Origin of the sequence: Kocuria oxytropis (assembly GCF_040981195.1) — a bacterium.
GTDB classification, from domain to species: Bacteria; Actinomycetota; Actinomycetes; order Actinomycetales; family Micrococcaceae; genus Kocuria; species Kocuria oxytropis.
Genome location: NZ_JAVFXA010000011.1, coordinates 122,457 through 143,646, shown reverse-complemented (window position 1 = coordinate 143,646; position 21,190 = coordinate 122,457). Strand labels below are relative to the sequence as shown.

The following is a 21,190-nucleotide window of genomic DNA, read 5'->3' as shown; positions in this document are numbered from 1 at the left end:
GATCCGGATGGAAGGATCAGCGCGTGACCTCCCCCCTCCTCAAGGACGTCTTCGACATCCCCCGCCGCGCCGGGGCGGAGGACTACGTCCTGCGCCTCACCAGCACGGTCGACGACGACGGCGCCGCCCAGGCGATCCACGACTACGTGGTCACACCCGCGCTGGCGGACGCCTTCGACCAGGCGCTGGATCTGGTGTCCAGCGGGATCCGGGAGCGGAAGAACCGCGGCGCCTTCCTGGCCGGGTCCTTCGGCTCCGGTAAGTCCCACTTCATGGCCGTGCTCCACGCCCTGCTGCGGCACCGCCCGGAGGCGCGGGCCATCGAGGAGCTGCAGGGCGTCGTCGTCCGCCACGACGACGCCCTGCGGGAGAAGAACATCCTCCCGCTGGCCTTCCACTTCCTCGACGCCTCGTCCATGGAGGAGGCACTGTTCGACGGGTACGTCGAGCAGGTCCGCACGCTGCACCCGAAAGCTCCGCTGCCGGCGTTCTACCGGACCGACGACCTCCTGCGCGACGCGGAAGGGCTGCGCGCGTCCATGGGGGACGCGGCGTTCTTCGCCGGGCTCGGCGGCGACGCTCCGGCGGACGACGAGTGGGGCATGGTGCTCGGCGGGGACGGCTGGGACCGCGCCCGGTACGACGCCGCACGGGCGGCCGGACCGCACAGTACGGAACGCCAGGAGCTGGTGACCGCACTCACCGACGCCTACTTCCGGTCCTACACGCGGCAGGGCACCTACGTGGACCTGGACGAGGGGCTGCGGGCGATGTCCGAGCACGCCAAGGGCCTCGGCTACGACGCGGTCGTGCTGTTCCTGGACGAGCTCGTCCTGTGGCTGGCTTTCGCCATGCACAGCCCCGACTTCTTCCGGCGGGAGTCGCAGAAGATCACCAAGCTCGTGGAGGGCGCCTACGGCCGGCTCCCAGTCCCGCTGATCTCCTTCATCGCCCGCCAGATGGATCTCAGCCAGTGGTTCGCCGACTCCGGGGCCAGCGGCAGCCAGCAGACGGCCCTGGACCAGGCCTTCCGGCACCAGGAAGGCCGGTTCGCGACCATCACTCTGGGCGACGACAACCTGCCCTACGTCGCCAGCAAGCGACTGCTCCAGCCCAAGGACGACGCCGCCCGCGCCGCCGTGGAGGCCGCTTTCGACCGCCTCGACCGCACGCCCGACGTCTGGACGGTGCTGCTCGACGGCGTGAACACCGACGAGCAGCACCGCGGGGCCGACGAGAAGTCTTTCCGGATGACCTACCCGTTCTCCCCGGCCCTGGTCTCCACGCTGCGGTCCCTGTCGGGGGTCATGCAGCGCGACCGCACGGCGCTGAAGGTCATGCAGCAGATGCTCGTAGAGCGTCAGGACACCATGACCATCGACGAGGTGATCCCCGTCGGCGACGCGTTCGACCACATCGTCACCGGCAAGAGCAACGCCGTGCTGGACCCCCAGGCCGCGGCCCTCTTCCGGTCCGCCGCCCAGCTCTACGAGGAGAAACTGCGGCCGGTCCTGCTGGAGGCCAACAACCTCTCCCCGCAGGACCTCGAGGACCGCAGCAGCCTGCCCCCGGCCTACCTGGCGGACGAGCGGCTGGCCAAGACGCTGCTGCTGTCCGCCGTCGCCACGAAGGTGCCCGCGCTCAGCCGGCTCACCACCACCCGCCTGGCCTCGCTCAACCACGGCTCGATCGTCTCGCCCCTGCCCGGTGGCGAGGCCCGGGTCGTCGGTGCCAAGGTGCGCACCTGGGCCAGCCGCGTGCCCGAGATCCACGTGGACGACGACCACCAGGACCCCGTGGTCCGCGTCCAGCTCTCCGACGTCGACTACGAGTCGATCGTGGAGAAGGCCCGGGTCGAGGACAACGCCGGCCGCCAGCGCAACATGCTCCGTCGGCTCCTCCAGGACAACCTCGAACTGGACCTCGGCGAGGACACGGACATGACCGGCGCCCACCGGCACACGGTTGTGTGGCGGGGGTCCCGCCGCGAGATCGAGATCGTCTTCGGCAACGTCCGCGACGCCGGCGACCTGCCCGAGGACCGGCTGCGCGCTACCGCCGGCACCTGGCGCTTCGTCATCGACCACCCGTTTGACGAGGAAGGCCACTCCTACCGGGAGGACGTCGAACGGATCGACAGCCTCCTGGCCCGCAATGTCGCCAGCCAGACCGTGCTGTGGCTGCCGCGGTTCCTCTCCCAGGAGAAGCTCAAGGAGCTGCGCCGCCTCGTGGTCCTCGACTGGCTGCTCACCGGCAGCGGGGATCGGTGGAACCAGTACTCCCAGCACCTCAGCGAGACCGACCGCAGCGTGGCCAAGGAGATCCTCCACGGCCAGCGCCGGACCCTGCACGACACTCTGCACAAGGCCGTCGCCCAGGCCTACGGGGTGATCACCGCCCAGGGTGGGACCCTCCAGGAAGGGGCGGCGAACCAGGTGCTCTGGTCCCTCGATCGCGGGTTCACCCCAGAACTGGCCACCGACCGGCCGATGAAGGTCGCCTTCGAGCGGCTGGTCTCCGACGCCTTCGACGCCAGCTATCCGGGGCACCCGGAGTTCGAGCCGGCGGATCAGGAGGTCCGGGTGCCGCAGCTGCAGCACGTCCTGCGCCACGTCGAGCGGGCCGTGGCGCACCCTGACCACCGAGTGCCGCTGGAGGGCGATCACGTCGCGGTCCGCCGGGTCGCTAATGCGCTGAACGTGGGCCAGGCGACGGAGACCCACTTCCTCTTCGGCGAGGACCGCTTCGGCGACTGGCCGCGCCTCATCGCCCGCGGCATGGTGGAGCAGGGCCTGCAGGGGAACGAGCCCGTGACCGTCCAGCAGTTGCGCGGCATCCTCGAGCGCGCCGAGCCGGCACGCGGACTGCGCGACGAGGTTGCCGACACGGTGATCATCGCGTGGGCGGCGCTGCGGCAACGTGCCTGGTTCGCCTACAACGTGCCGATGAGGGAGCAAGTGGTCCCCGGGAAGATCCAGGGGACCTGGGAGTTGCGCCCGCAGGAGATGCCCGAGCCGGAGGAGTGGGACCTCGCCCGGAACCGGGCCTCGAAGCTCTTCGGCGTGGGAGACCAGCCGTACCTCACCGCCTCGGCCGTCAACCGTCTGAGCCAGCACGTCACGGACAAGGCCGCCGCGCTCGCCGCCCCGGCGCAGGACCTCGTCACCGCGCTGGAGCAGGCCTACGGGAAGCTCGGCCTGCGCCAGGGAGCCCGGCTCGACATGGCCCGGGCCGCCGCCACGCTGGTGCGGACCCTTCGGGAGCTGTCCGGGGTGCCCCTGGTCCGGCACCTCGCCGCCGCCGACCTGCCCGGAACCGACGCGATGGCCTCGGTCTCCCTCGACAAGGCCGCAGGAGTGACCCAGGCTCTCCGCGCCGTCGAGTGGGAGCCGCTCGAGGCCCTTCTGCAGGCCCGCAACGACTACACCGAGCGTGGCGAGGCCGCCGCGAAGGTCCTCGACGCTCTCGGCACGGCGTTGACGGCCCACGAGTACGAGCAGTCGCTGGTCGGAGCGCTCGCGGTCGCGAAGAAGGCCGCTTGGGACTGGGCCATGCGCCCGTGGGGCGTTCGTCCCGAAGGACCGGACACGGACTCGCCCCACCCCAATCCTCCTGACATCGCGTGGCACGCCCGCACGGTGACCTGGGGCAGCAACTCCCTGCAGCAGTTGCAGGAGGAGCTCGACCAGCGCAACGCGGAGGGTCGCAGGATCGAGTTGCGCTGGAGGTTCGTCGATGGTGGCTGACGTGCTCGCGGCTCCGGCCGTGACGGGCGCGGCCGTGGCCGCCGTCGTCGCCCGGGTCGAGGGCACCGGCCGTCACCATAACGGCGGCGTCCTCGGTATCCGCGCGGTCCCCGACCCGGATGTCACGGTGGCCCGGCCCTCACCGGCCGGGCACCGGATCCAGGTGGAAGCCTGCCCATCCACCCTGGCGATCTGGGACGCCTTGCACCGCTGGGACGGAACCGGGTGGCTGGTTGTCCTCACCGACCGACCCGAGGACGACCTCGGTCCCGGCACTCTCGCCCGCTTGGTCGACCACCGGCTCCTGACCCCGGATCCGTGGGAAGCGGCGATGCAGGTGTTCGGGGCCCGCACCCTCCAGCGGGCGCTGCTCGCCGAGGGCAGGCAGTCCGACCTGCCGTCCCAGCTCGTCGCCATCACGCCCGACGACGGCTGGCCCACGGCGCCGGGCGGCGTGCTCACGAGGGAGCACGTGTTCGCCTCGGTGGCCGTGAAGTACCTCGGTCTGCCGCTGGGCGCCGACGCGCCGGGAATCCTCCAGTGGACCACGCGGCCCGAGGCGGTGTCGGCCGTCTCCACGCTGCGTGCGCGGACGGGTGATGCTCTGACCGATGCGGTTCTCGGCTGGCTGGCGGACCAGGCCGGTCCGGCCCGTCGTCCGGTCCTGCACCTGCTCGAACGCGGACGGCTCGGCGAGATCCTCCCCGCCGGTCTCGCGCTCCATGTGCTCCGCTACGCGTCGCGCGACCTGCGGGAGGAGGCGCAGACGGCCGCCGTTCGACTCACCGAGCGGCTCTGGAGCGGACTGGATCTCCGCTCCGAGGAGGCCGAGGGGCTCGGCACCCTGTGCGAGGTCACGGTCCAGGAACTCCTGGAACGCACCACCACCCGGGAGGCCGGTGAGGGCATTCTCGGGCGCACCGACCGCGTGCTCATCGAGGTCTCCGCACCGGCGGTCGCCCGGCGCTCCGGGCTCCTGCCCTCGTCGCTCGACGCCGCCTACGACGTGCTCGGCCGGGCGCTCGCGAACGGGGCCCAGGGCGTGGAGTCCGCTTGGCAGGTCATCGACCAGCACCCCCTGGCGCGCGGCACCGGAGGCCGTCCGGATCCACGGCGGGCTCCTGCCGAGGCGGGAGTGCGGATCACACGCTGGATCGCCCATCTGACCGAGGCGGGTGAGTCCGCAGATCTGGTGTCGCTGACGCGCCGCCAGAGCGCCGACGACGCCTGGGTGGATGCCGCCGTCAACACCGCCGCCCGCGGCGTGGACGCTCCGGACCTGGCGGTGGGGCTCGAAGCAGTCGTCGGCCGGGCGCTGGAGCTGCGTCGCGGCCACGACCGGGAGTTCGCCCGCGCCCTGGCGGACGAGGGCACCGCCACGGGCCGGCCCCTGCGCGGAGCTGCACAGGGCGACGGCACGGTCTGGCGGATCGAGGAGCTGGCGCATGAGGTCATTGCCCCGATCGCGCGCGAAGAACCCACGCTCGTGCTGCTGCTCGACGGCATGAGCACGGGTGCGGCGACCCAGGTGCTGGACAGCGTCCTGCAGGGCGGAGCGCAGTGGACGGAGCTCGTCCCGGCCGGCACCACTCGCCGCGCCTCCGCGCTTGCCGTGCTGCCCAGCCTGACCGAGCACAGCAGGACGTCCTTCTTCAGCGGCCGCCCGGTCACCGGCGGCCAGTCCGAGGAACGAGCTGGTTTCAGCGAGACTGCCCGCGCGGCGGGCCACCACTCCGGGAAGCTGTTCCACAAGGCTCCTTTGGACACCCGCCGCGCCGGCTTCCAGCTCGCCCCCGACGTCGCGGACGCCATGGCCGACGTGTCTCGGCACCGCCTGGTCGGATGCGTGCTCAACACCATCGACGACGCCCTCGACCGCAGCGATCCGGCCGGGACGGTGTGGAACGAGGAGCTCGTCAAGCACCTCCGCCCGCTGCTCGCCGCGGCTCATGCCGCCGGGCGGACGGTGATCCTCACCGCCGACCACGGGCACGTCGTCGAACGGCGAGCGGGGACCAAGCTCCCGGCCACCGCGGTCTCGAGCGCCCGCTCCCGGGCGGCCGAGGAGCCGGCCCGGGAGGGCGAGATCCTCGTCAGCGGGCCGCGCGTTCTCTCGCACGACGGCACCGCGGTGCTGGTCGTCGACGAGCACCTGCGGTACTCGACGCTCAAGGCCGGATACCACGGCGGCGGTTCCCCGGCCGAGGTCGTCGTTCCGGTCGTCGTGCTGACCCCGACCGCCACCGTCGTCGGTGATGAGATCCGCGTCGCCGACTGGGCGAGTGCTCCGTCCCAGCAACCGGTCTGGTGGAACCTTGCCCCGGCGGGGACTCCGCCGGCAGCTCCCGAGCCGGCGCCCGAGACGTCGGGGCAAGGGGAGTTCGACCTGTTCGAGCCGTCTTCTCCGCAACGTGTGGGCGAGGCGGTGGTGGGGACCGAGCGTTACGCCGACCAGCGGAAGATCTCGGGACGGGTGAGCCTGTCCGACACCGTGGTCGCGGGGCTGCTGGATGCCCTGCTGGGCGCCGACGGCCACCGGATCGCGGCCCCGGCGGTGGCCTCCCTCCTGCGGATTCCCCAGCAGCGAGTCCAGTTCGCGGTGGGACAGGTGCAGAAGCTGCTCAACGTCGAGGGCTACCGCGTGGTGCGCATGGACGGTGGCATGCTCGTGCTGGACGCCCCACTTCTCGCCCAGCAGTTCGGAGTCGCCGTATGAGCACCGTCTCGCCCCGTCGGCGCCAGGAGATCGTCGACGCCCTGCGCCGTGGCACCGTGCCCGCCAACGGGCTCGATCAGCTCGCCGTGGGCCTGGATCGGTTCCAGAGCGCGCTGGGCGAGGAGCTCGACGTCGTCGCCGGCGGAGGGCCCGTGGTGAAGGCCGTGCGCGGCGAGTACGGGACGGGCAAGACCTTCTTCGCCCGGCATCTCTCCGAGTCGGCCCTGCGACGTGGCTTTGCCGCCGCCGAGGTGCAGATCTCGGAGACCGAGACGCCGCTGCACAAGCTCGAGACCGTCTACCGGCGGATCACCGAGTCCTTGCGCACCGCTTCCGTCCCGCCGTCGGCCTTCCGCTCCGTGCTGGACTCCTGGCTGTTCACCCTGGAGGACGACGCTCTGGCCGCGGATGCAGCGTTGGATCCGTCCGATGCCGCCGCACTGGAAACGGCCGTGATCAAGCTGCTCGACGAGCGACTGGCCTCCGTGAGCGCCAAGACCCCGGCCTTCGCCCAGGCCCTGCGCGGATACCGGTCGGCCGTCGCCTCCGGAGAGGCGGCCGTGGCCGACGGGCTGGCCGCCTGGCTCGGCGGGCAACCGCACGTTGCCGCGGCCGCCAAGCGCGCCGCGGGCGTGAAGGGAGACCTCGACCATTTCGGGGCCATGGCCTTTCTCCAGGGCTTGCTCCTCGTCCTGCGGGATGCCGGTCACCCGGGACTGCTCGTGGTGCTCGACGAGGTCGAGACCCTGCAGCGCATGCGAGCCGACGTCCGCGATAAGGCGCTCAACGCCCTGCGTCAGCTCATGGACGAGATCGACGCCGGACGCTTCCCCGGTCTGTACCTCGTCCTCACCGGCACGCCCGCGTTCTTCGAGGGTCCGTCGGGGGTGCCCCGTCTCCCCCCGCTCGCGCAGCGGCTGGCCACGGACTTCACGACCGACGCACGCTTCGACAACCCGCGCGCGGTGCAGATCCGCCTGCCCGGCTTCAGCCAGGACTCGCTGGTGGAGGTCGGCGGCCGGGTGCGTGACCTCTACGCTGCGGGATCGTCCGGTGCCGAGCGGATCTGCTCCGTCGTCGACGACGCCTATCTGGCGGAGCTCTCCGCCGCAGTCGCCGGCGGCCTCGGCGGACGGGTCGGCATCGCCCCGAGACTGTTCCTCAAGAAGCTCGTGGGGGACGTACTGGACCGGGTCGATCAGTTCCCGGACTTCGATCCCCGGCAGCACTACTCCCTGACGCTCTCCCGCGACGACATGACGGACGTGGAGCGGAACGCCAGTGCACGGACCGCTGACGACATCAGCCTCGACCTCTGATGGGCCCCAGCGGATTCGACCTGCTCAGCCCGGCGGTCCAGCACCACATTGTCAACACCCTGGGTTGGCCGGCACTACGACCGCTCCAGGACCAGGCCGTCGAGCCGCTGCTGCGCGGCGACGACGCCCTGCTACTCGCCCCGACCGCTGGCGGGAAGACCGAGGCCGCCGTCTTCCCGCTGCTTTCCCGGATGTCCGAGGAGCAGTGGCAGGGCACCTCGGTGCTCTACGTCTGCCCCCTGCGGGCGCTGCTCAACAACCTGGAGCCGCGGATCGCCACCTACACGGCCTGGCTCGGCCGCACGGCTGCCGTTCGCCACGGCGACGTCGGCGCGTCCGCCAGGCGCCGTCAGGCACTGCACCGTCCGGACATCCTGCTGACCACGCCGGAGTCGCTGGAGTCCATGCTGGTATCTGCGAGCAGCGATCCGCGGCGGCTGTTCGCCGATGTGCGGGCCGTCGTCGTCGACGAGGTCCACGCCTTCGCGGGGGATGACCGGGGCTGGCACCTGCTGGGGGTGCTGGAGCGCATCGGCCACCTGGCGGGGCATCCTCTGCAGCGGGTTGGCCTGTCCGCAACCGTGGGCAATGCCCCGGACCTGCTCCACTGGCTCCAGGGCGGGGCCGCCGACCGGGCGGCCACGGTCGTGGCACCGGAGGTCGCCTCGACCGTGGTCCCGGACATGGAACTCGACTTCGTTGGAAGCACCGACAACGCCGCGACGGTCATCTCCCTCCTACACCGTGGGGAGAAGCGACTCGTGTTCGCCGACTCCCGGCGGGTCGTGGAGGACCTGGCGCTGGGCCTGCACCACCGGGAGGTCGAAACCCATGTCTCCCACTCGTCGCTGTCGGCCGACGCCCGCCGCCGGGCCGAGGCAACCTTCGCCGAAGGGCGGGACTGCGTCATCGTCGCCACTTCGACGCTCGAGTTGGGCATCGACGTGGGCGACCTCGACCGGGTTATCCAGGTCGGCGCCCCTGGCACGGTTGCTTCGGTGCTGCAGCGACTCGGCCGCACGGGGCGACGCGCCGAGACGTCACGCAACATGCTGTTCCTGGGCACCAACGACGCCGAGTTCCTGCGCGCCTGCGGACTGTTGCTGCTCTGGTCCGAGGGCTACGTCGAGCCGATCGTTCCTCCGCCCTCGCCGCGGCACGTCGCCGCCCAGCAGCTGCTCGGTCTCGTTCTTCAGGAGCGCCACGTCGGGCGGAACGTCTGGCCCGAGTGGTTCGGCGCTCTCGATCTAGCCTCACCGGACGAGTGGGCCGAGATCCAGGACTGGCTCCTTCAGCAGGGACACCTCGACGAGGACGGCGGGATGCTGTCCGTCGGGCCCGAGGCCGAACGTCGCTACGGCAAGATCCATTACCGCGACCTCATGGCGGTGTTCACCGCCGATCCGCAGGTCACCGTGTTGCACGGCCGGCAGGAGGTCGGCGCCGTCGATCCGATGCTGCTGCAGCGCAAGGTCGAAGGGCCCCGGCTGATCACTCTGGGTGGTCGGCCCTGGCGGGTGACGTACATCGACTGGAAGCGGCGCAAGGCCTTTGTGGAGCCATCCGACAGTGGCGGCGCCGTCCGCTGGATGAGCATGCCGCAGCCCATCTCCTACGCACTCTCGGATGCTGTGCGCCGGGTGCTGCTGGGGACCGATCCGGCCGGAGTGCGGCTGACCCGGCGGGCGCAGGACAGGATCGCTGATCTCCGCGAGGAGTACGCCCATCGGGTGGACCGTTCAGGCTCGGTGGTCACCGGCCAGGACGACAGCCGGGTGCGCTGGTGGACCTGGGCGGGCGCGAGGGCCAACGCCGTGCTGGTCGCGGCGCTCTCCGATGTGGCTCCGGACCTGTTCGAGACCACCACCGCGTTCGACAACTTCCAGATCGCCATGCGCAGCGACGCAGCCGGCGGCTCGGTGTTCTCGGCGCTACGAACGGCCCAGGCGAAGTTCGGTCCGGAACTTGCCGGGGCTGTTCCCGAGACCGACGAGAAGGCGGTCCGGCAGCTGAAGTTCTTCGAGATGTTGCCGCCAGAACTGTCGCTGCGGACGGTGGCCGAGCGGATGACCGACCGGCCCGGAACAACCAGGGCATTGGCACGGGGCCGCATCGTCGACGACTGATCAGCTGAGCAGACAGCAAGTGGGTGGCCGTTGAGCGCCCTAAGAGCACTGGCTCCCAACCCGACTGACGGTCCTGGCATTCTTCAGTTCCCGTCCGTGGGGGATGGACTGTCGGTGGCCTCCACCGCTATCCAGACGTCCACCGTGTCGCCCGGATCGACAATTGAACCACCGACGGGATCGGTGCGCAGGACCGTACCGGGGTCAGCATCTGCTGTGGACTCCTCGTACCGATTGACGTTCAGGCCGCTTTGAATCAAATCCGCGATGGCACCGTCTGCTGGTCTGCCAATCAAGTCACTGGGTATCTCAATACCAGACGGACCCGTGGAGTAAACCACGGTGACAGTGCTCCCGCGCGGCACTGAGCCTACCGGGGTGACTGACAGGACCACACCTGGAGGTTCGTCTGATGGCTGACCTTCTTGTTGGACGGCGTATCCCATGGCGGCAATTTCCTGAACTACTTCATCAATCGACAAGCCCAGGTATGCATACGGAGGAATGGTCGGAGATGATTCTTTAGCTCCAGCAAATTCGACAAAGATCGTGATGCCAGGTTCTAACTGCCCTACTGGATTCTAAGATAGCACCGTACCGGGTGGCTCATCAGAAGGCTGACTCTGCCGTTGAATGACAAATCCCAGGTCTGTGAGTTCCTGCTCGACCTCTTCCACGGGTCGCCCTTCGTACTGGCTGGCGAAGACGGGCACGGTGGTGTCCATGGGACCGGCCGAGGTGATCTCCGGCGACGGAGCCGGCACGACAGCAGGCGCCTCGTCCGGCGTAGGCTCAGGGCGCCAGAGCAGGAAAAGCCACAGCAGCCCCGCGATGAGCAGCAGAACCAGCAGCGCCACGAGCCAGAACCAAGGGCGGCGGAAACGGTTCCGTCCCGTGGCAGGGGAGGACTTCGAGGTGGAGGATACGGGGGCTTGCGCGGCGGTGAACTGGGTGGGTTCGTTGTCGAGGAAGCCGTCGGGCTCGATGGAGTACTTCTCATAGGGCAGTTGGTGTTGCCCGCCGTCGTCGCTGAGGTCGAGTTCGTCGAGGGTGTAGTGCGTGACAGCCGGAACTGTGGGGATGGCGGATTCCGGGAACTCCTCGTACCAGGGTTCGAGATCGTCCTCGCCCTCGGAAGCGATGCCCGTTTCGGGCGTGGATGAGGACGGCGACGTGCTGCTCAGGGAAATGGGGACGGACAGCACTCCAGGAGGAGACACCGTTGCCGACGGATTCTCCGCGCCGTCCTTGTGGTCCGTGGGGAGCGCGCCTGCTGCGACCGCCGGCTTTCTCGGCTTCCGGAGGGAGAACAGACGAGTCTCCTGTCCTCGGATGTAGAGGACCGGCGTGATCCACTCCAGCGTGTGGCCGTTCATTCCGAGGATCGCGACCCGTCCGCTCCGGACGGCCTGGTCCACAGGCCGACCTGCTGCGACAGCGGCGTAGAAGCCCCGCGCGAAGGCGGCCGCCGCCGGATCGGTGATCTCGAACTGCATGGCGACGACGGCGCTGACGCCCCCTCTCACGAGAGCCGATGCAGTGCCGGAGAACAGGTCCGCCGACCCGGAGAGGGCGGACAGGCACGAGTTGAGGACCACCAGCCGCGGCATGGGGCGCGCCTCGTGCAGGAGGTCGGCGAAGCGGCTTGCCTCGACCAGGCTGACCCGCCCGTCTTCTCCTTCCAGCGCCAAGACGCCTTCGTCGGCTCGAGCGTCGAAGTCACCGTGGCCGATGAAGTGCACGATGTGCCACTGGTCGCTCAACAGCGTGTCCTGGATGCGCTGCCAGGTAGCGTGACGGATCCACTCCAGCTCGATGCGCCCCTGGCGAATGGGCACGCTGAGCGCACTGGTGAGGTACTGCTCCTCGGCCTCCACGTCGAGAACCGGCATGCCCTTCGGAGAAGCGATGATGCCCAGAACCCGGACGGGATGTTCGACCCGCAGCGGCCGCGGAGCCGAGGCCACCGGCACGTGTCGCACGAGCGGTTCGCTCCGAGAGACATAGGTGCCCGTGACGGGGTCGTACATGGCCTCCCACGGCAGGGGTGTCAGCTCGGGCGCCGACAGCCGAAGGACCAGGCGCAGTGACTCGCCGTGCTCGGCCGCGACGTCGAGACTGGAACGGTAGCGCGAGGCCAGCTCGGGGTGACCCAGAAGCGCCTCGTACAGTGCCTGACCCACCCCTTGAATGGCCGTCTCGGGTCCGGCGATGATGCGCCGGGTGCTGGCGGTGGAGGCGAGCAGTGCCTGTTGCCACTGGTCTCGGGACTGCATCAGGTGCTCGCAGTCGATGGACACGGTGGCCGAGACCTCACCTACGGGCGACTGAATGATGTCGACGTCGTAGAGGCCGGGTTGCCCCGCGCGGTCGACGGAGATCTCGAGGACGGTCATCGGTCGGTCATCTCCCGGATCAGGAAGCGTGGGGATTCTTCCGGTGGTTGCCGGTTGAGGGCGGAACCGGACGATTAGGTGTCAGGGCCGCCGTCCCAGGTCAATGTCACCGTGAAGTTGGCCGTGGCCCCTGACTTGGCGACGACGGCTCCGCACTCGGCGTGCAGATCGATCCCGAACTCGACCGATACCGCCGACGGTTGGCGGGCGAGGGAGGCGAGCTGGTCGACCATCACCTCCACGGCCGGATGTACACGACTTATCGCATCCTCCAGCGTGCGCTGAGCACGCTCCAGAACTTCCCCGCCAGTTCCGCCTCTCGTGAGAGGCCCGCTCCGGTTGTCGGTGGTTTCCACGAGGACAGTGCGTCCGTCGGCGGTGGTGAACTCGACGAGCTTCTCCAAGGCGATGCCTCCCTGTGCGCCCACGTCGCGAAGGGAATCGGTTCGAGTCCGTTCGCCCCCGCCGGATCGTGGACTCACTGTGCGGGGTGCAACTTGCCTCTGGCAAGGACGGACGGTCATTGCGTCCGTAAGAGAACAGGCGGAGCGGACCGTGTGCCTCGGTGGTGGGCCAGTGGCGCAAGGCGTCCGTGTCGCATCGACTGCCCTTCCGGAGACCGGCCCGGGACCGTGAGACGCTCTGTTCCAGAGGACGAAGAATGTCCGTGTGGTGGAAAGGGAGGTCATGAGCATCGAGGACGAATCCGCGCCGACCGAGGTGCCCACCTGGCCCGAATTCCTGAAGCCGGTGCTGGAGGTTCTCAGCAGCGGGCAGGTCTACCACCGCCGCGAAGTCATCGACCGTGCTGCCGAGGTGGCGCAACTGAGCCAGGAGGCGCGTGCGGAGCGACTCAACAGCGGCGGGCTGCGCTACACCCAGCGGATGGGGTGGACCCTGAGCCACCTCTCCCGTGCAGGACTCATCGACCGGCCGAAGCGGGCGCACTACGCGATCAATGACGCAGGACGTGCGTGGTTGGTGGAGTATCCCGACGGGATGAACTACAGCACTGCCCATGCATTCTTCTCGCCGTTCTGGCGGACCGAGTCCACACCGGACAGCGACATTGCCGTGAGGCAGGAGGTCGAGGCCCTCGACCCGTTGGAGAAGATCGACCAGGGCGTCGACCAGCTCAACACGGAGGTCGGCAACGACCTGCTCGGGCGGCTCAGGGAGAGCCACCCCGACTTCTTCGAGGAAGCGGTCGTCCGTGTGCTCCTCAAGATGGGCTACGGCGGTGCGGAGGCCCGCGGACAGCGGATCGGCGGCAGCGGCGATGGCGGAGTCGACGGCGTGATCGACCAGGACCCGCTGGGCCTCGACCAGATCTACGTCCAGGCCAAGCGCTACGCCGAGGGCAACACCGTCGGTCGGGAGGCCATCCAGGCCTTCGTCGGCGCTCTGCACGGTCGCGGTGCGTCGAAGGGCATCTTCATCACCACGAGCACCTTCACCCAGGGGGCCAAGGAGTACGCCGGGATGGTCCCGTCCCGGCCCATCCTCATCGACGGCGCCCGGCTGGTGAAGCTGATGCTGAAGTACAAGGTCGGCGTCCAGGTGAAGCAGACGTACGAGATCGTCGACGTCGACGAGGACTTCTTCGAGGGCTTGTGAGCAGGGCCTCCCGAAAGGCCGGCGCGTGATGTCGCCTGCAACAGACCGACTGCAGATGACCCGCGTGGACGTCCGCGACGTCGACTCCCTGTCCGCGGTGAGCAGCGTGTTTCCCGCCGGGGCAACGCGGTGCGGGATCTATGTCCTGCACTTCGCCGATGGCTACGAGTACGTCGGCCAGGCCCGCAACGTCCTGACACGCTTCCGCACGCACGTGCGGACGTGGGCCCATCCGATCGTGGCTCTCGACTTCGCCCCCGTCCCGGCGCAGGAGCTCGACGTCACGGAGCGTCGCGTCATCCAGGGGAAGGAACGGGAAGGCGCCCGACTGCGGAACTCCGCCCTTGTCGGCCTGCCGAGGGGAGAGGCGGCCGCGGACGTCGTCGTGGCGAGAGCAGCGCAGGAGGAGTGGCTGAACGGCGTCGATGTCCGGGCGGACGTCAGCGCACGATGCAGGGAGGTCGCCGGCCGTGACCGCTCGGCTCGGAACTTCAGGACCCTCGCTGAGCGTCCGTACTACGACCTCCTGCTCGACGTCCTCGCCGCCTACGTCCGCCAGGTGATCCCTGCGCCGGACCACACCGAGCAGAGATTCTGGTGCGTCACCGCCATGCCCAGCACTGGACGCACCGCTGCCTGGCAGCGCGTCGCGGCGATCACCGTCAACAACGTTGAGACCCTCGTCATCGGTGAGACGACTGAGAACGGTCGAGTCCATCTCGATGGCTTCCTCAACGTGGCTCCTGGACTTCGCCTGCCGTCGAGCCTGGACGTCGAGACCGACGAGTACCGGACCGTGGGCGAGGTCCAGCGCATCCAGTCGGAGGCAGCCTTCCTGGAGTTCGCCGTCCACCATCCGCTGGTCCGGGATGCCGCGCGCATCACCGCCATGGGACTGCTCCGCAAGGGCACCTCGATGATGGGCCGGTACCACTGCACCCCGCTGGCCGACGACCTCTTCGCCCGTATCCAGTGGGAGGACCGTTCGCGATGACGTCCTTCCTCTCCTGGCTCGACACCGACTCCAGCCAGCGCGACCAGGCCATGGCCGTCCTCGACGCGTTCCGGGACAGGACCACCGTGGACGAGCTCGGCGTCGGCAGCATCCGCGACGCGATCACCCAGCAGCTGTTTCCCGGTTCCTCGGTCCTGCACACACGGGCCCGGTACCTGCTGTTCATTCCGTGGCTCGTTGCCGACGCCATGACGGCCAGGGACGCCGACGCGGCCGTCGCCGAGCTGCGCCGGGGCGAGGTCCGGCTCATCGATGTGCTGGCCGACAGCGACGACCGGCAGGGGCTGATCGGCGGCCAGGCCCGGGCCGACCTGCGGCGCATGCCGTCGGCCATGTACTGGGCGGCGCTGCGCAGCTACGGCATCACCACGAGCCGCTCCTCTATCGCAGGCCTACTTCGGGACGGTGTCGCCTTTACCGCTGAGACCCGTCGGGCGCCGAACGAGGCCGACGACGCGCACGGGCCGGCGCTGCTCCGCCCCGGCATCGATCCCCACGCGCTCCTCCTCCGCCCACAGGAGTGGCCACAGGAAACGAGCTTCGCCCTCACTCCCGCCGAGGCGGACTACCTGCGCGGGCGGATCATGACCTCACACCCGGAGAGCCTCTACGCCTGGTTCCTGCGCGAGGAGGTCGATACCGCCGAGGGTTTCGTCTGGGAGCACCCTCGGGCCGGCGGGTTCCCGGCCGCGATGGCCGAGTGGGTCGAGCACGGCCGGGCGTTCTCCGTGCTCAACCGCGGGGCCACGCTGCTCTACAACCTCCAGCTTGCCGAGGCCTCCGAGGACGCGGAGCGCACCGAGCGGTACCGCGCGGACCTCGTCGAGTGGCGCGCCGTCGTCGATGGCCCCGACGGTCTGCGGGGCTGGAGCCTCAACGCGTTCTGGCGGCTGCTCGCAGGGTCGGGTGCCCGGATCGGCCGCCCCACGCGCACGTTCGTGGACCGCTGGCACGATCTCGTCGTCTCCGGGTCGGGGGTCGTCGACGACGACGGTGCCCGCGAGCTCATCGCCCACCGCGAGCGCTCACTCAAGGGCCCACGCGCCCGGCTCGTGAATCCCAGTGCCCTGAACGCCTGGAGTGGCTCCTCCGGCCTGGTGCCGATGCAGTACAACTGGCCGATCGCTCGGCGGATCCTCGACGACATCCAGGCCGGCGCCCACGTGGAGGTCCCCGCATGAGCCTGGGACCGGAGGACCGGAGACTGCTCACCGACGCGCTCGAACCACCGCCGGGGATGGAGCTGGACCGCGCCGTCACCACGACCTACTCCCTGGACCTCGTGGCCCTGTTGCTGGTGCCGCTGACCTTCGCCGCGATCGACCAGCGGGGGAGCGAGGAAAGCGCTGGGGAGCCGGATCAGGGAGTCGATCCTGTGGCGCTGCTGGAGTCGGTGCGCCGCTACGCGGACCGGTTGACCGTGCTCGTGCAGGCGGGCGGCATCGCGGTGCCGGCCAGGTACCGGCCGATGCTGACCTATCTGGAGGGCACCCTCGTCCAGGTCGCCGTGCCCGGGACCGGGGGCGTGTTCCATCCCAAGGTGTGGGTGCTGCGCTTCCGCGACGCCGAGGGTGGACTGGTGCACCGGGTGCTCGTGCTCAGCCGCAATCTGACCTTCGACAACTCCTGGGACACCATTCTGGTCCTCGACGAGTCCGACGACCCACGGGAGAACCTGCTGCCTGGTGGAGAGCTGGCGGACTACCTGGCCACGGTCGTCTCCTGGGCCGTGGCCCCCGGACCGAGCACCGAGCGGATGGAGAAGCTCACCGAGCTGGCCACCTCGCTGAACCGGGTGTCCTTCGCGGCGCCCGCCGGGTTCAAGGACGCCGCATGGGTCGCCCGCACGGGTGAACACACTGTCCACTCCCGGTCCCTGTGGGACGACGTGACGGGCGGCGTCCACGCCCAGGAGCGCGCCACTCGTGCCCTGGTGATCTCCCCCTTCCTCGACACCTCGCTCGCCGACCTCGCCGACCGGTGCGGGAAGGTCCAGCTGCTCTCCCGCGCCGAGAGCCTCGACGCTTTCGGCGACCTGCAGGGCCAGGCCGAGGCCTTCGTCCTGGACCCCTCGGCGGACCTGGACGGCGTCGAGGACAATGCCGACGAGGGCAGCGCGGGGCCGACGGCGGCCGGCCGGCTGGCCGGACTGCACGCCAAGATCTACCTCGTGGAACGCGGCCACAGCACCACCCTGTACGTTGGCTCGGCCAATGCCACCCGCGGCGGCTTCGGCCGCAACGCCGAGTTCGGCGTCCGGTTGACCGGCCGCAAGGGGCTCATCGACGAGATCTGGTCCGGCGCCCACGGCAATCTCGGCCTGTCCGCGGTCTGCCAGCCCTACGACCCGAAGCCGCCGGACGAGACCGCGATCGTCCGGCAGCGAGCCGAGCGGGAGCTCGAACGCTTCCACGCCGCACTCGCCGGTGCCGGTCTGCGCCTCGACGCCCTCGAGGACGCCGACGGCACGTACACGCTGCAAGCTGGCCTCGCCCGCCCAGTCGGGGAATCGGCAGGCGTCACGACGACCGTCCGGCTGCTCTCCATCCCCGCCCAGGAACGGTCGCTGGGCGAGGTGCTGAGGTGGACCCGCGTCGATGCCTCGCGGATCACGCCGCTGCTGTGCGTGCGCAGTCGCGTCGCGGTGGGCGGCGTCGTCGTCGAACGTTCCGCCGTGCTGGTCGCGGATCTGCACGGCGCCCCGGAAGACCGCTCCGCGCGCGTGCTCGCCGAGCTGCTGAAGACCCCGGAGGACGTGCTGCGCTACCTGGCGTTCCTGCTCGGCGACGTCACGCTCTCCCAGGCGCTGCGCTTCGGCGGCAGCACGGGCGCGGCCGCATTCTTCGGAGCAGGCGGTTCGGCACCCGACACTGACGTGGTGCTGTTCGAGCCCCTCATGCGGGCCGCCGTGCACGGCGACGCCGACGCCCTCGGCCGCATCGACCGGCTCGTCGCCGAGCTCAGGACCGTGGAGGCCCTCCACCTGCTTCCCGACGGACTGGAGGAACTCGTCACCGTGGTCCGCGAGGCGGTGACCACCTCATGAGCGCAGCACCGCGCCGTCCCGACCTGGAACGGGAGCTGAACGGGCTCAAGGACTTCCAGCGCCGCACCGTGGAGTACGCCCATCGCCGGCTGTGGGAGGACGAGGACTCCAGCCGCCGCTTCCTGGTGGCCGACGAGGTCGGCCTCGGCAAGACGCTCGTCGCTCGCGGGCTCATCGCCAAGACCATCGATCACCTCTGGGAGTCGCCGGACGTCGACCGGATCGACATCGTCTACATCTGCTCCAGCCAGCAGATCGCCGCCCAGAACATCCGGACGCTGGACGTCGCCGACTACGGCATCTCCAAAGTGGACCGGTTGACCATGCTCCCCACGCAGGTGCGCAACCTCGCCGCGAACAAGGTCAACCTGCTCAGCCTCACCCCGGGCACGTCCTTCAACATCAGCCAGTCCCAGGGATGGAGTGAGGAACGGGTGCTGGTGCAGCACATGCTCGCGCACGTCCTCGGCGAGCACGTGGTGCAACGGCCCGAGTGGCTCGCCTTCTTCCGCGGCACGCAACAACTGCACAACTACGAACGCACTCTGTGCGGCTTCGATCCCGGCACCATCGACGCCGAGATCCTTGAGCGCTTCCGGCTCGCCACCCTCCGAGATCCCGGCTTGGGGAGCCGGCTCGAGGAGGCCGCAGAGGACTTTGCCCGGGTGACTGGCAATCCCGACTGGCCGCTGTCGCGCCGCCGCTACCGCCTGATCGGGGAGCTGCGCCGGCTGGTCGCGCAAGCGTCGGTCGACGCCCTGCAACCTGACCTGGTGATCCTCGACGAGTTCCAGCGCTTCAAGAGTCTCCTGCACGAGGACACGGAGATGTCCGAACTCGCCGACGCGGTGTTCAACCACGAGGCAGCCCGGGTGGTGTTGCTCTCCGCCACGCCCTACAGCATGTACTCCGTCCCGGAGGAGGGCGTGGGCGACGACCACTACGGCGACTTCCTCAAGACCTACCGCTTCCTCACCGGGGCATCGCGCGACGCGCTCGCGGGAGAACGGGCCGACGACGGGTCCGCCGTCGTCGGCTCGGTCGCCGAGCTGCAGACCGGGCTCCGCAGGATGCGCGACGCGGCCCTGGCCGACGACGTCGAGGACGGCACCGAAGCCGCCGCACGCGTCACCGACCTGCTGCGCGCGGTCATGTGCCGCACCGAGCGCCTGGCCGCGACCCCGGACCGCGACGGCATGCTCGTCGAGAAGTGCCTCTCGCCGGCCCGGCCCACGGTCGACGACGTCCGGGCCCTGCGCTGGCTGCACGAGGTCGCCCAGGAGGTGGGTAGCCACCGCGACGTCCTGGAGTACTGGCGGGTGGCGCCCTACGTCCTGCAGTTCATGGACGGCTACGACCTCAAGCAGAAGGCACTTCTGCACGTCGAGACGGACACGACTGGCTTCGCGGAACGGGCGATCACTGGCGCGCAACGGCTACGTGGCGAGGAGATCGAGCGCTACGCCCCGGTCGATCCCGCCAACGGCCGGCTGCGGTGGCTGCTCTCAGACCTGGACGACTACGGCTTCGCAGACGTCCCCTGGATCCCCGCCTCCCTGCCGTACTACACCGTGCCGGAGACCAGCCCTTTCCATCAGGCGACGACTACGGGCCTGACCAAGCGGCTCATCTTCTCCGCCTGGAACGTCGCGCCGAAGTCCATCGCGGCGATGACCAGCTATCACGTCGAGCGCAAGCATCACCGGCCGGAGGACACCCACACCTACTCCGACCGGCACAGTTATTTGTTGCGCTGGCGGAAGTCCCCGGACGGCCGGCTCGCCAGCATGCCGCTGCTGCCGCTCGTGCTGCCCCTCACCGTGCTCGGCGCCGCGGGCGACCCCGTGGCCGCCGCCCGGAAGCTGGGCACGACCCAGGCGCCACTGAACGACGTGCGTGCGGTGGTCCGGGCCAAGGTCGAGGACATGCTGGCCGACCTGCCCTCCGGGCATGCCGAGGGCCGGGGGAGCGAGCAGTGGTACTGGGCGGCGCCGCTGTTCCTGGAGAAGTCCCACTCGCCGGAACTCTTCAAGGTCGCGCTGGACTCGCTCAAGTGGGCCAACCACGCCGACGACGAGCGCGACGGCGGCAAGACCTCCGCGCTCACCCTGCACCTCGCCCGGGCTCGTGAAATCGATGAGCATTTCCTCGCCGACCTCGGCCCGCGGCCGGACGACCTGGCCGAGGTGCTGACCGATCTCGCGCTCGCCGCGCCGGCCACAGTTGCCGAACGGGCGCTGTGCGCGGCGGTGCCCGAGTGCGTCCGGGCGGATGCGGTCTGGCGGTCGGTGCGCATCGCACTGGGCCTGCGCACCCTGCTGGACTCCCGCACCGTGGCGCCGATGCTGCGCGGCTGGGCCGGCGAGTCGGCGCCGCAGTGGCGCAACGTGCTGGCGGCCTGCCTCGAGGGCAATCTCCAGGCGGTGCTCGACGAGTACTTCCACGTCCTCGACGAGGCCTCCCGGATCGGCAGCGCCGCCCCGATCGACCGGCTCCAGGCAATGACGGAAGCTCTGGTGGACGCCGCGCAGAGCGGCGGCTCCATCTCCTTCGACGAGATTGTTTCCGACGGTGACTCCCACCGGGTGGAGCGCCGCCGCCTGCGGGCCGACGCCGCCGCCCGCTTCGGCCGCGTGGAGAGCGACCAGGGCGTCCGCGCGGACACCAGCCTCCGCAACGGCTTCAACTCCCCGTTCTGGCCCTTCGTGCTCGCCTCCACGAGCATCGGCCAGGAAGGGCTGGACTTCCACCGCTACTGCCACGCCGTCGTCCACTGGAACCTGCCCAACAACCCCGTCGACATGGAGCAGCGCGAGGGCCGCGTGCACCGGTACAAGGGACATGCCGTGCGCAAGAACGTGGCGCAGGAGTTCTCCGCCGCGGTGCTCGACGACGATGCCGCGGCCAGTCCGTGGGACGCCCTCTTCGCCGCGGGAGAGCGGGCACGCCCGGACGGCGAGAGCGAGATCTACCCGTACTGGGTCTGCCAAACCGAGGGCGGGGCGAAGATCGAGCGCTACGTCCCGCAGGCGCCGCTGAGCGCCGAGCGGATCAAGCGCAAGAACCTGCTCCGCGCCCTGGGTCTCTACCGCATGGCTCTCGGCCAGCCGCGCCAGGAGGAGTTCCTCCAGGTCATCGGCAAGGACGCCGAGTCACGGGACCTGGACTGGATGCGGCTCGATCTCAGCCCGTCGGACGGCTGACCGGGC

The 21,190-nt window shown here is 69.8% G+C and carries 12 protein-coding genes; 9 read left to right on the top strand and 3 right to left on the bottom strand.

The window, feature by feature from the left end; all coding sequences use genetic code 11:
- Window positions 1-23: 23 nt before the first annotated feature.
- Genes QYM41_RS12615 through QYM41_RS12600 form a run of 4 tightly spaced genes read left to right on the top strand, consistent with a single transcriptional unit; the run spans window position 24 to window position 9,907 of the window.
- Entirely contained in the window at window positions 24-3,746 is a 3,723-nt protein-coding gene (locus tag QYM41_RS12615; RefSeq protein ID WP_368800112.1) for a DUF6079 family protein, read from the top strand.
- On the top strand, window positions 3,736-6,462 hold the full coding sequence (pglZ, locus tag QYM41_RS12610) for a BREX-2 system phosphatase PglZ (protein ID WP_368800111.1): 2,727 nt from the start codon (window positions 3,736-3,738) through the stop codon (window positions 6,460-6,462). Before QYM41_RS12615 ends, pglZ begins: the two co-directional genes overlap by 11 nt.
- A complete protein-coding gene (gene brxD, locus QYM41_RS12605) occupies window positions 6,459-7,781 on the top strand; it encodes a BREX system ATP-binding protein BrxD (protein WP_368800110.1) in 1,323 nt (440 codons plus the stop codon). The genes pglZ and brxD overlap by 4 nt, the downstream gene beginning before the upstream one ends.
- On the top strand, window positions 7,781-9,907 hold the full coding sequence (locus QYM41_RS12600; protein ID WP_368800109.1) for a DEAD/DEAH box helicase: 2,127 nt from the start codon (window positions 7,781-7,783) through the stop codon (window positions 9,905-9,907). Before brxD ends, QYM41_RS12600 begins: the two co-directional genes overlap by 1 nt.
- Before the next feature lie 83 nt (window positions 9,908-9,990).
- Here the strand turns inward: QYM41_RS12600 and QYM41_RS12595 are convergent, their stop codons facing one another.
- The 3 genes from QYM41_RS12595 to QYM41_RS12585 form a co-directional block, all read right to left on the bottom strand.
- Window positions 9,991-10,389 (bottom strand): PASTA domain-containing protein, encoded by a 399-nt coding sequence (locus QYM41_RS12595; RefSeq protein ID WP_368800108.1) that lies wholly within the window; start codon window positions 10,387-10,389, stop codon window positions 9,991-9,993.
- A gap of 99 nt (window positions 10,390-10,488) precedes the next feature.
- Window positions 10,489-12,303, bottom strand: a complete 1,815-nt coding sequence (locus QYM41_RS12590) for a CHAT domain-containing protein (RefSeq protein WP_368800107.1) — start codon at window positions 12,301-12,303, stop codon at window positions 10,489-10,491.
- 74 nt (window positions 12,304-12,377) lie between these two features.
- On the bottom strand, window positions 12,378-12,707 hold the full coding sequence (locus QYM41_RS12585; RefSeq protein ID WP_368800106.1) for a CU044_2847 family protein: 330 nt from the start codon (window positions 12,705-12,707) through the stop codon (window positions 12,378-12,380).
- A 283-nt stretch (window positions 12,708-12,990) separates the two neighbouring features.
- Between QYM41_RS12585 and QYM41_RS12580 the strand changes: the two genes are divergently transcribed.
- The 5 genes from QYM41_RS12580 to QYM41_RS12560 are packed head-to-tail and all read left to right on the top strand — an operon-like array spanning window position 12,991 to window position 21,184.
- On the top strand, window positions 12,991-13,920 hold the full coding sequence (locus QYM41_RS12580; RefSeq protein ID WP_368800105.1) for a restriction endonuclease: 930 nt from the start codon (window positions 12,991-12,993) through the stop codon (window positions 13,918-13,920).
- Window positions 13,921-13,975: 55 nt separating this feature from the next.
- Window positions 13,976-14,914 carry a GIY-YIG nuclease family protein gene (locus tag QYM41_RS12575; protein ID WP_368800104.1) on the top strand — a complete coding sequence of 313 codons (939 nt, stop codon included), beginning with the start codon at window positions 13,976-13,978 and terminating at the stop codon, window positions 14,912-14,914.
- Window positions 14,911-16,116 carry a DUF6361 family protein gene (locus tag QYM41_RS12570; RefSeq protein WP_368800103.1) on the top strand — a complete coding sequence of 402 codons (1,206 nt, stop codon included), beginning with the start codon at window positions 14,911-14,913 and terminating at the stop codon, window positions 16,114-16,116. Before QYM41_RS12575 ends, QYM41_RS12570 begins: the two co-directional genes overlap by 4 nt.
- A complete protein-coding gene (locus QYM41_RS12565; protein WP_368800102.1) occupies window positions 16,113-17,981 on the top strand; it encodes a phospholipase D family protein in 1,869 nt (622 codons plus the stop codon). Before QYM41_RS12570 ends, QYM41_RS12565 begins: the two co-directional genes overlap by 4 nt.
- Window positions 17,978-21,184 carry a C-terminal helicase domain-containing protein gene (locus tag QYM41_RS12560; protein WP_368800101.1) on the top strand — a complete coding sequence of 1,069 codons (3,207 nt, stop codon included), beginning with the start codon at window positions 17,978-17,980 and terminating at the stop codon, window positions 21,182-21,184. The genes QYM41_RS12565 and QYM41_RS12560 overlap by 4 nt, the downstream gene beginning before the upstream one ends.
- Window positions 21,185-21,190 lie beyond the last annotated feature (6 nt).

Coding starts and splice junctions, on each gene's coding strand:
- pglZ (WP_368800111.1), top strand. CDS start 3,736: ATGGTGGCTGACGTGCTCGCGGCTCCGGCCGTGACGGGCGCGGCCGTG.
- brxD (WP_368800110.1), top strand. CDS start 6,459: ATGAGCACCGTCTCGCCCCGTCGGCGCCAGGAGATCGTCGACGCCCTG.
- QYM41_RS12600 (WP_368800109.1), top strand. CDS start 7,781: ATGGGCCCCAGCGGATTCGACCTGCTCAGCCCGGCGGTCCAGCACCAC.
- QYM41_RS12590 (WP_368800107.1), bottom strand. CDS start 12,303: ATGACCGTCCTCGAGATCTCCGTCGACCGCGCGGGGCAACCCGGCCTC.
- QYM41_RS12580 (WP_368800105.1), top strand. CDS start 12,991: ATGAGCATCGAGGACGAATCCGCGCCGACCGAGGTGCCCACCTGGCCC.
- QYM41_RS12575 (WP_368800104.1), top strand. CDS start 13,976: ATGACCCGCGTGGACGTCCGCGACGTCGACTCCCTGTCCGCGGTGAGC.
- QYM41_RS12570 (WP_368800103.1), top strand. CDS start 14,911: ATGACGTCCTTCCTCTCCTGGCTCGACACCGACTCCAGCCAGCGCGAC.
- QYM41_RS12565 (WP_368800102.1), top strand. CDS start 16,113: ATGAGCCTGGGACCGGAGGACCGGAGACTGCTCACCGACGCGCTCGAA.
- QYM41_RS12560 (WP_368800101.1), top strand. CDS start 17,978: ATGAGCGCAGCACCGCGCCGTCCCGACCTGGAACGGGAGCTGAACGGG.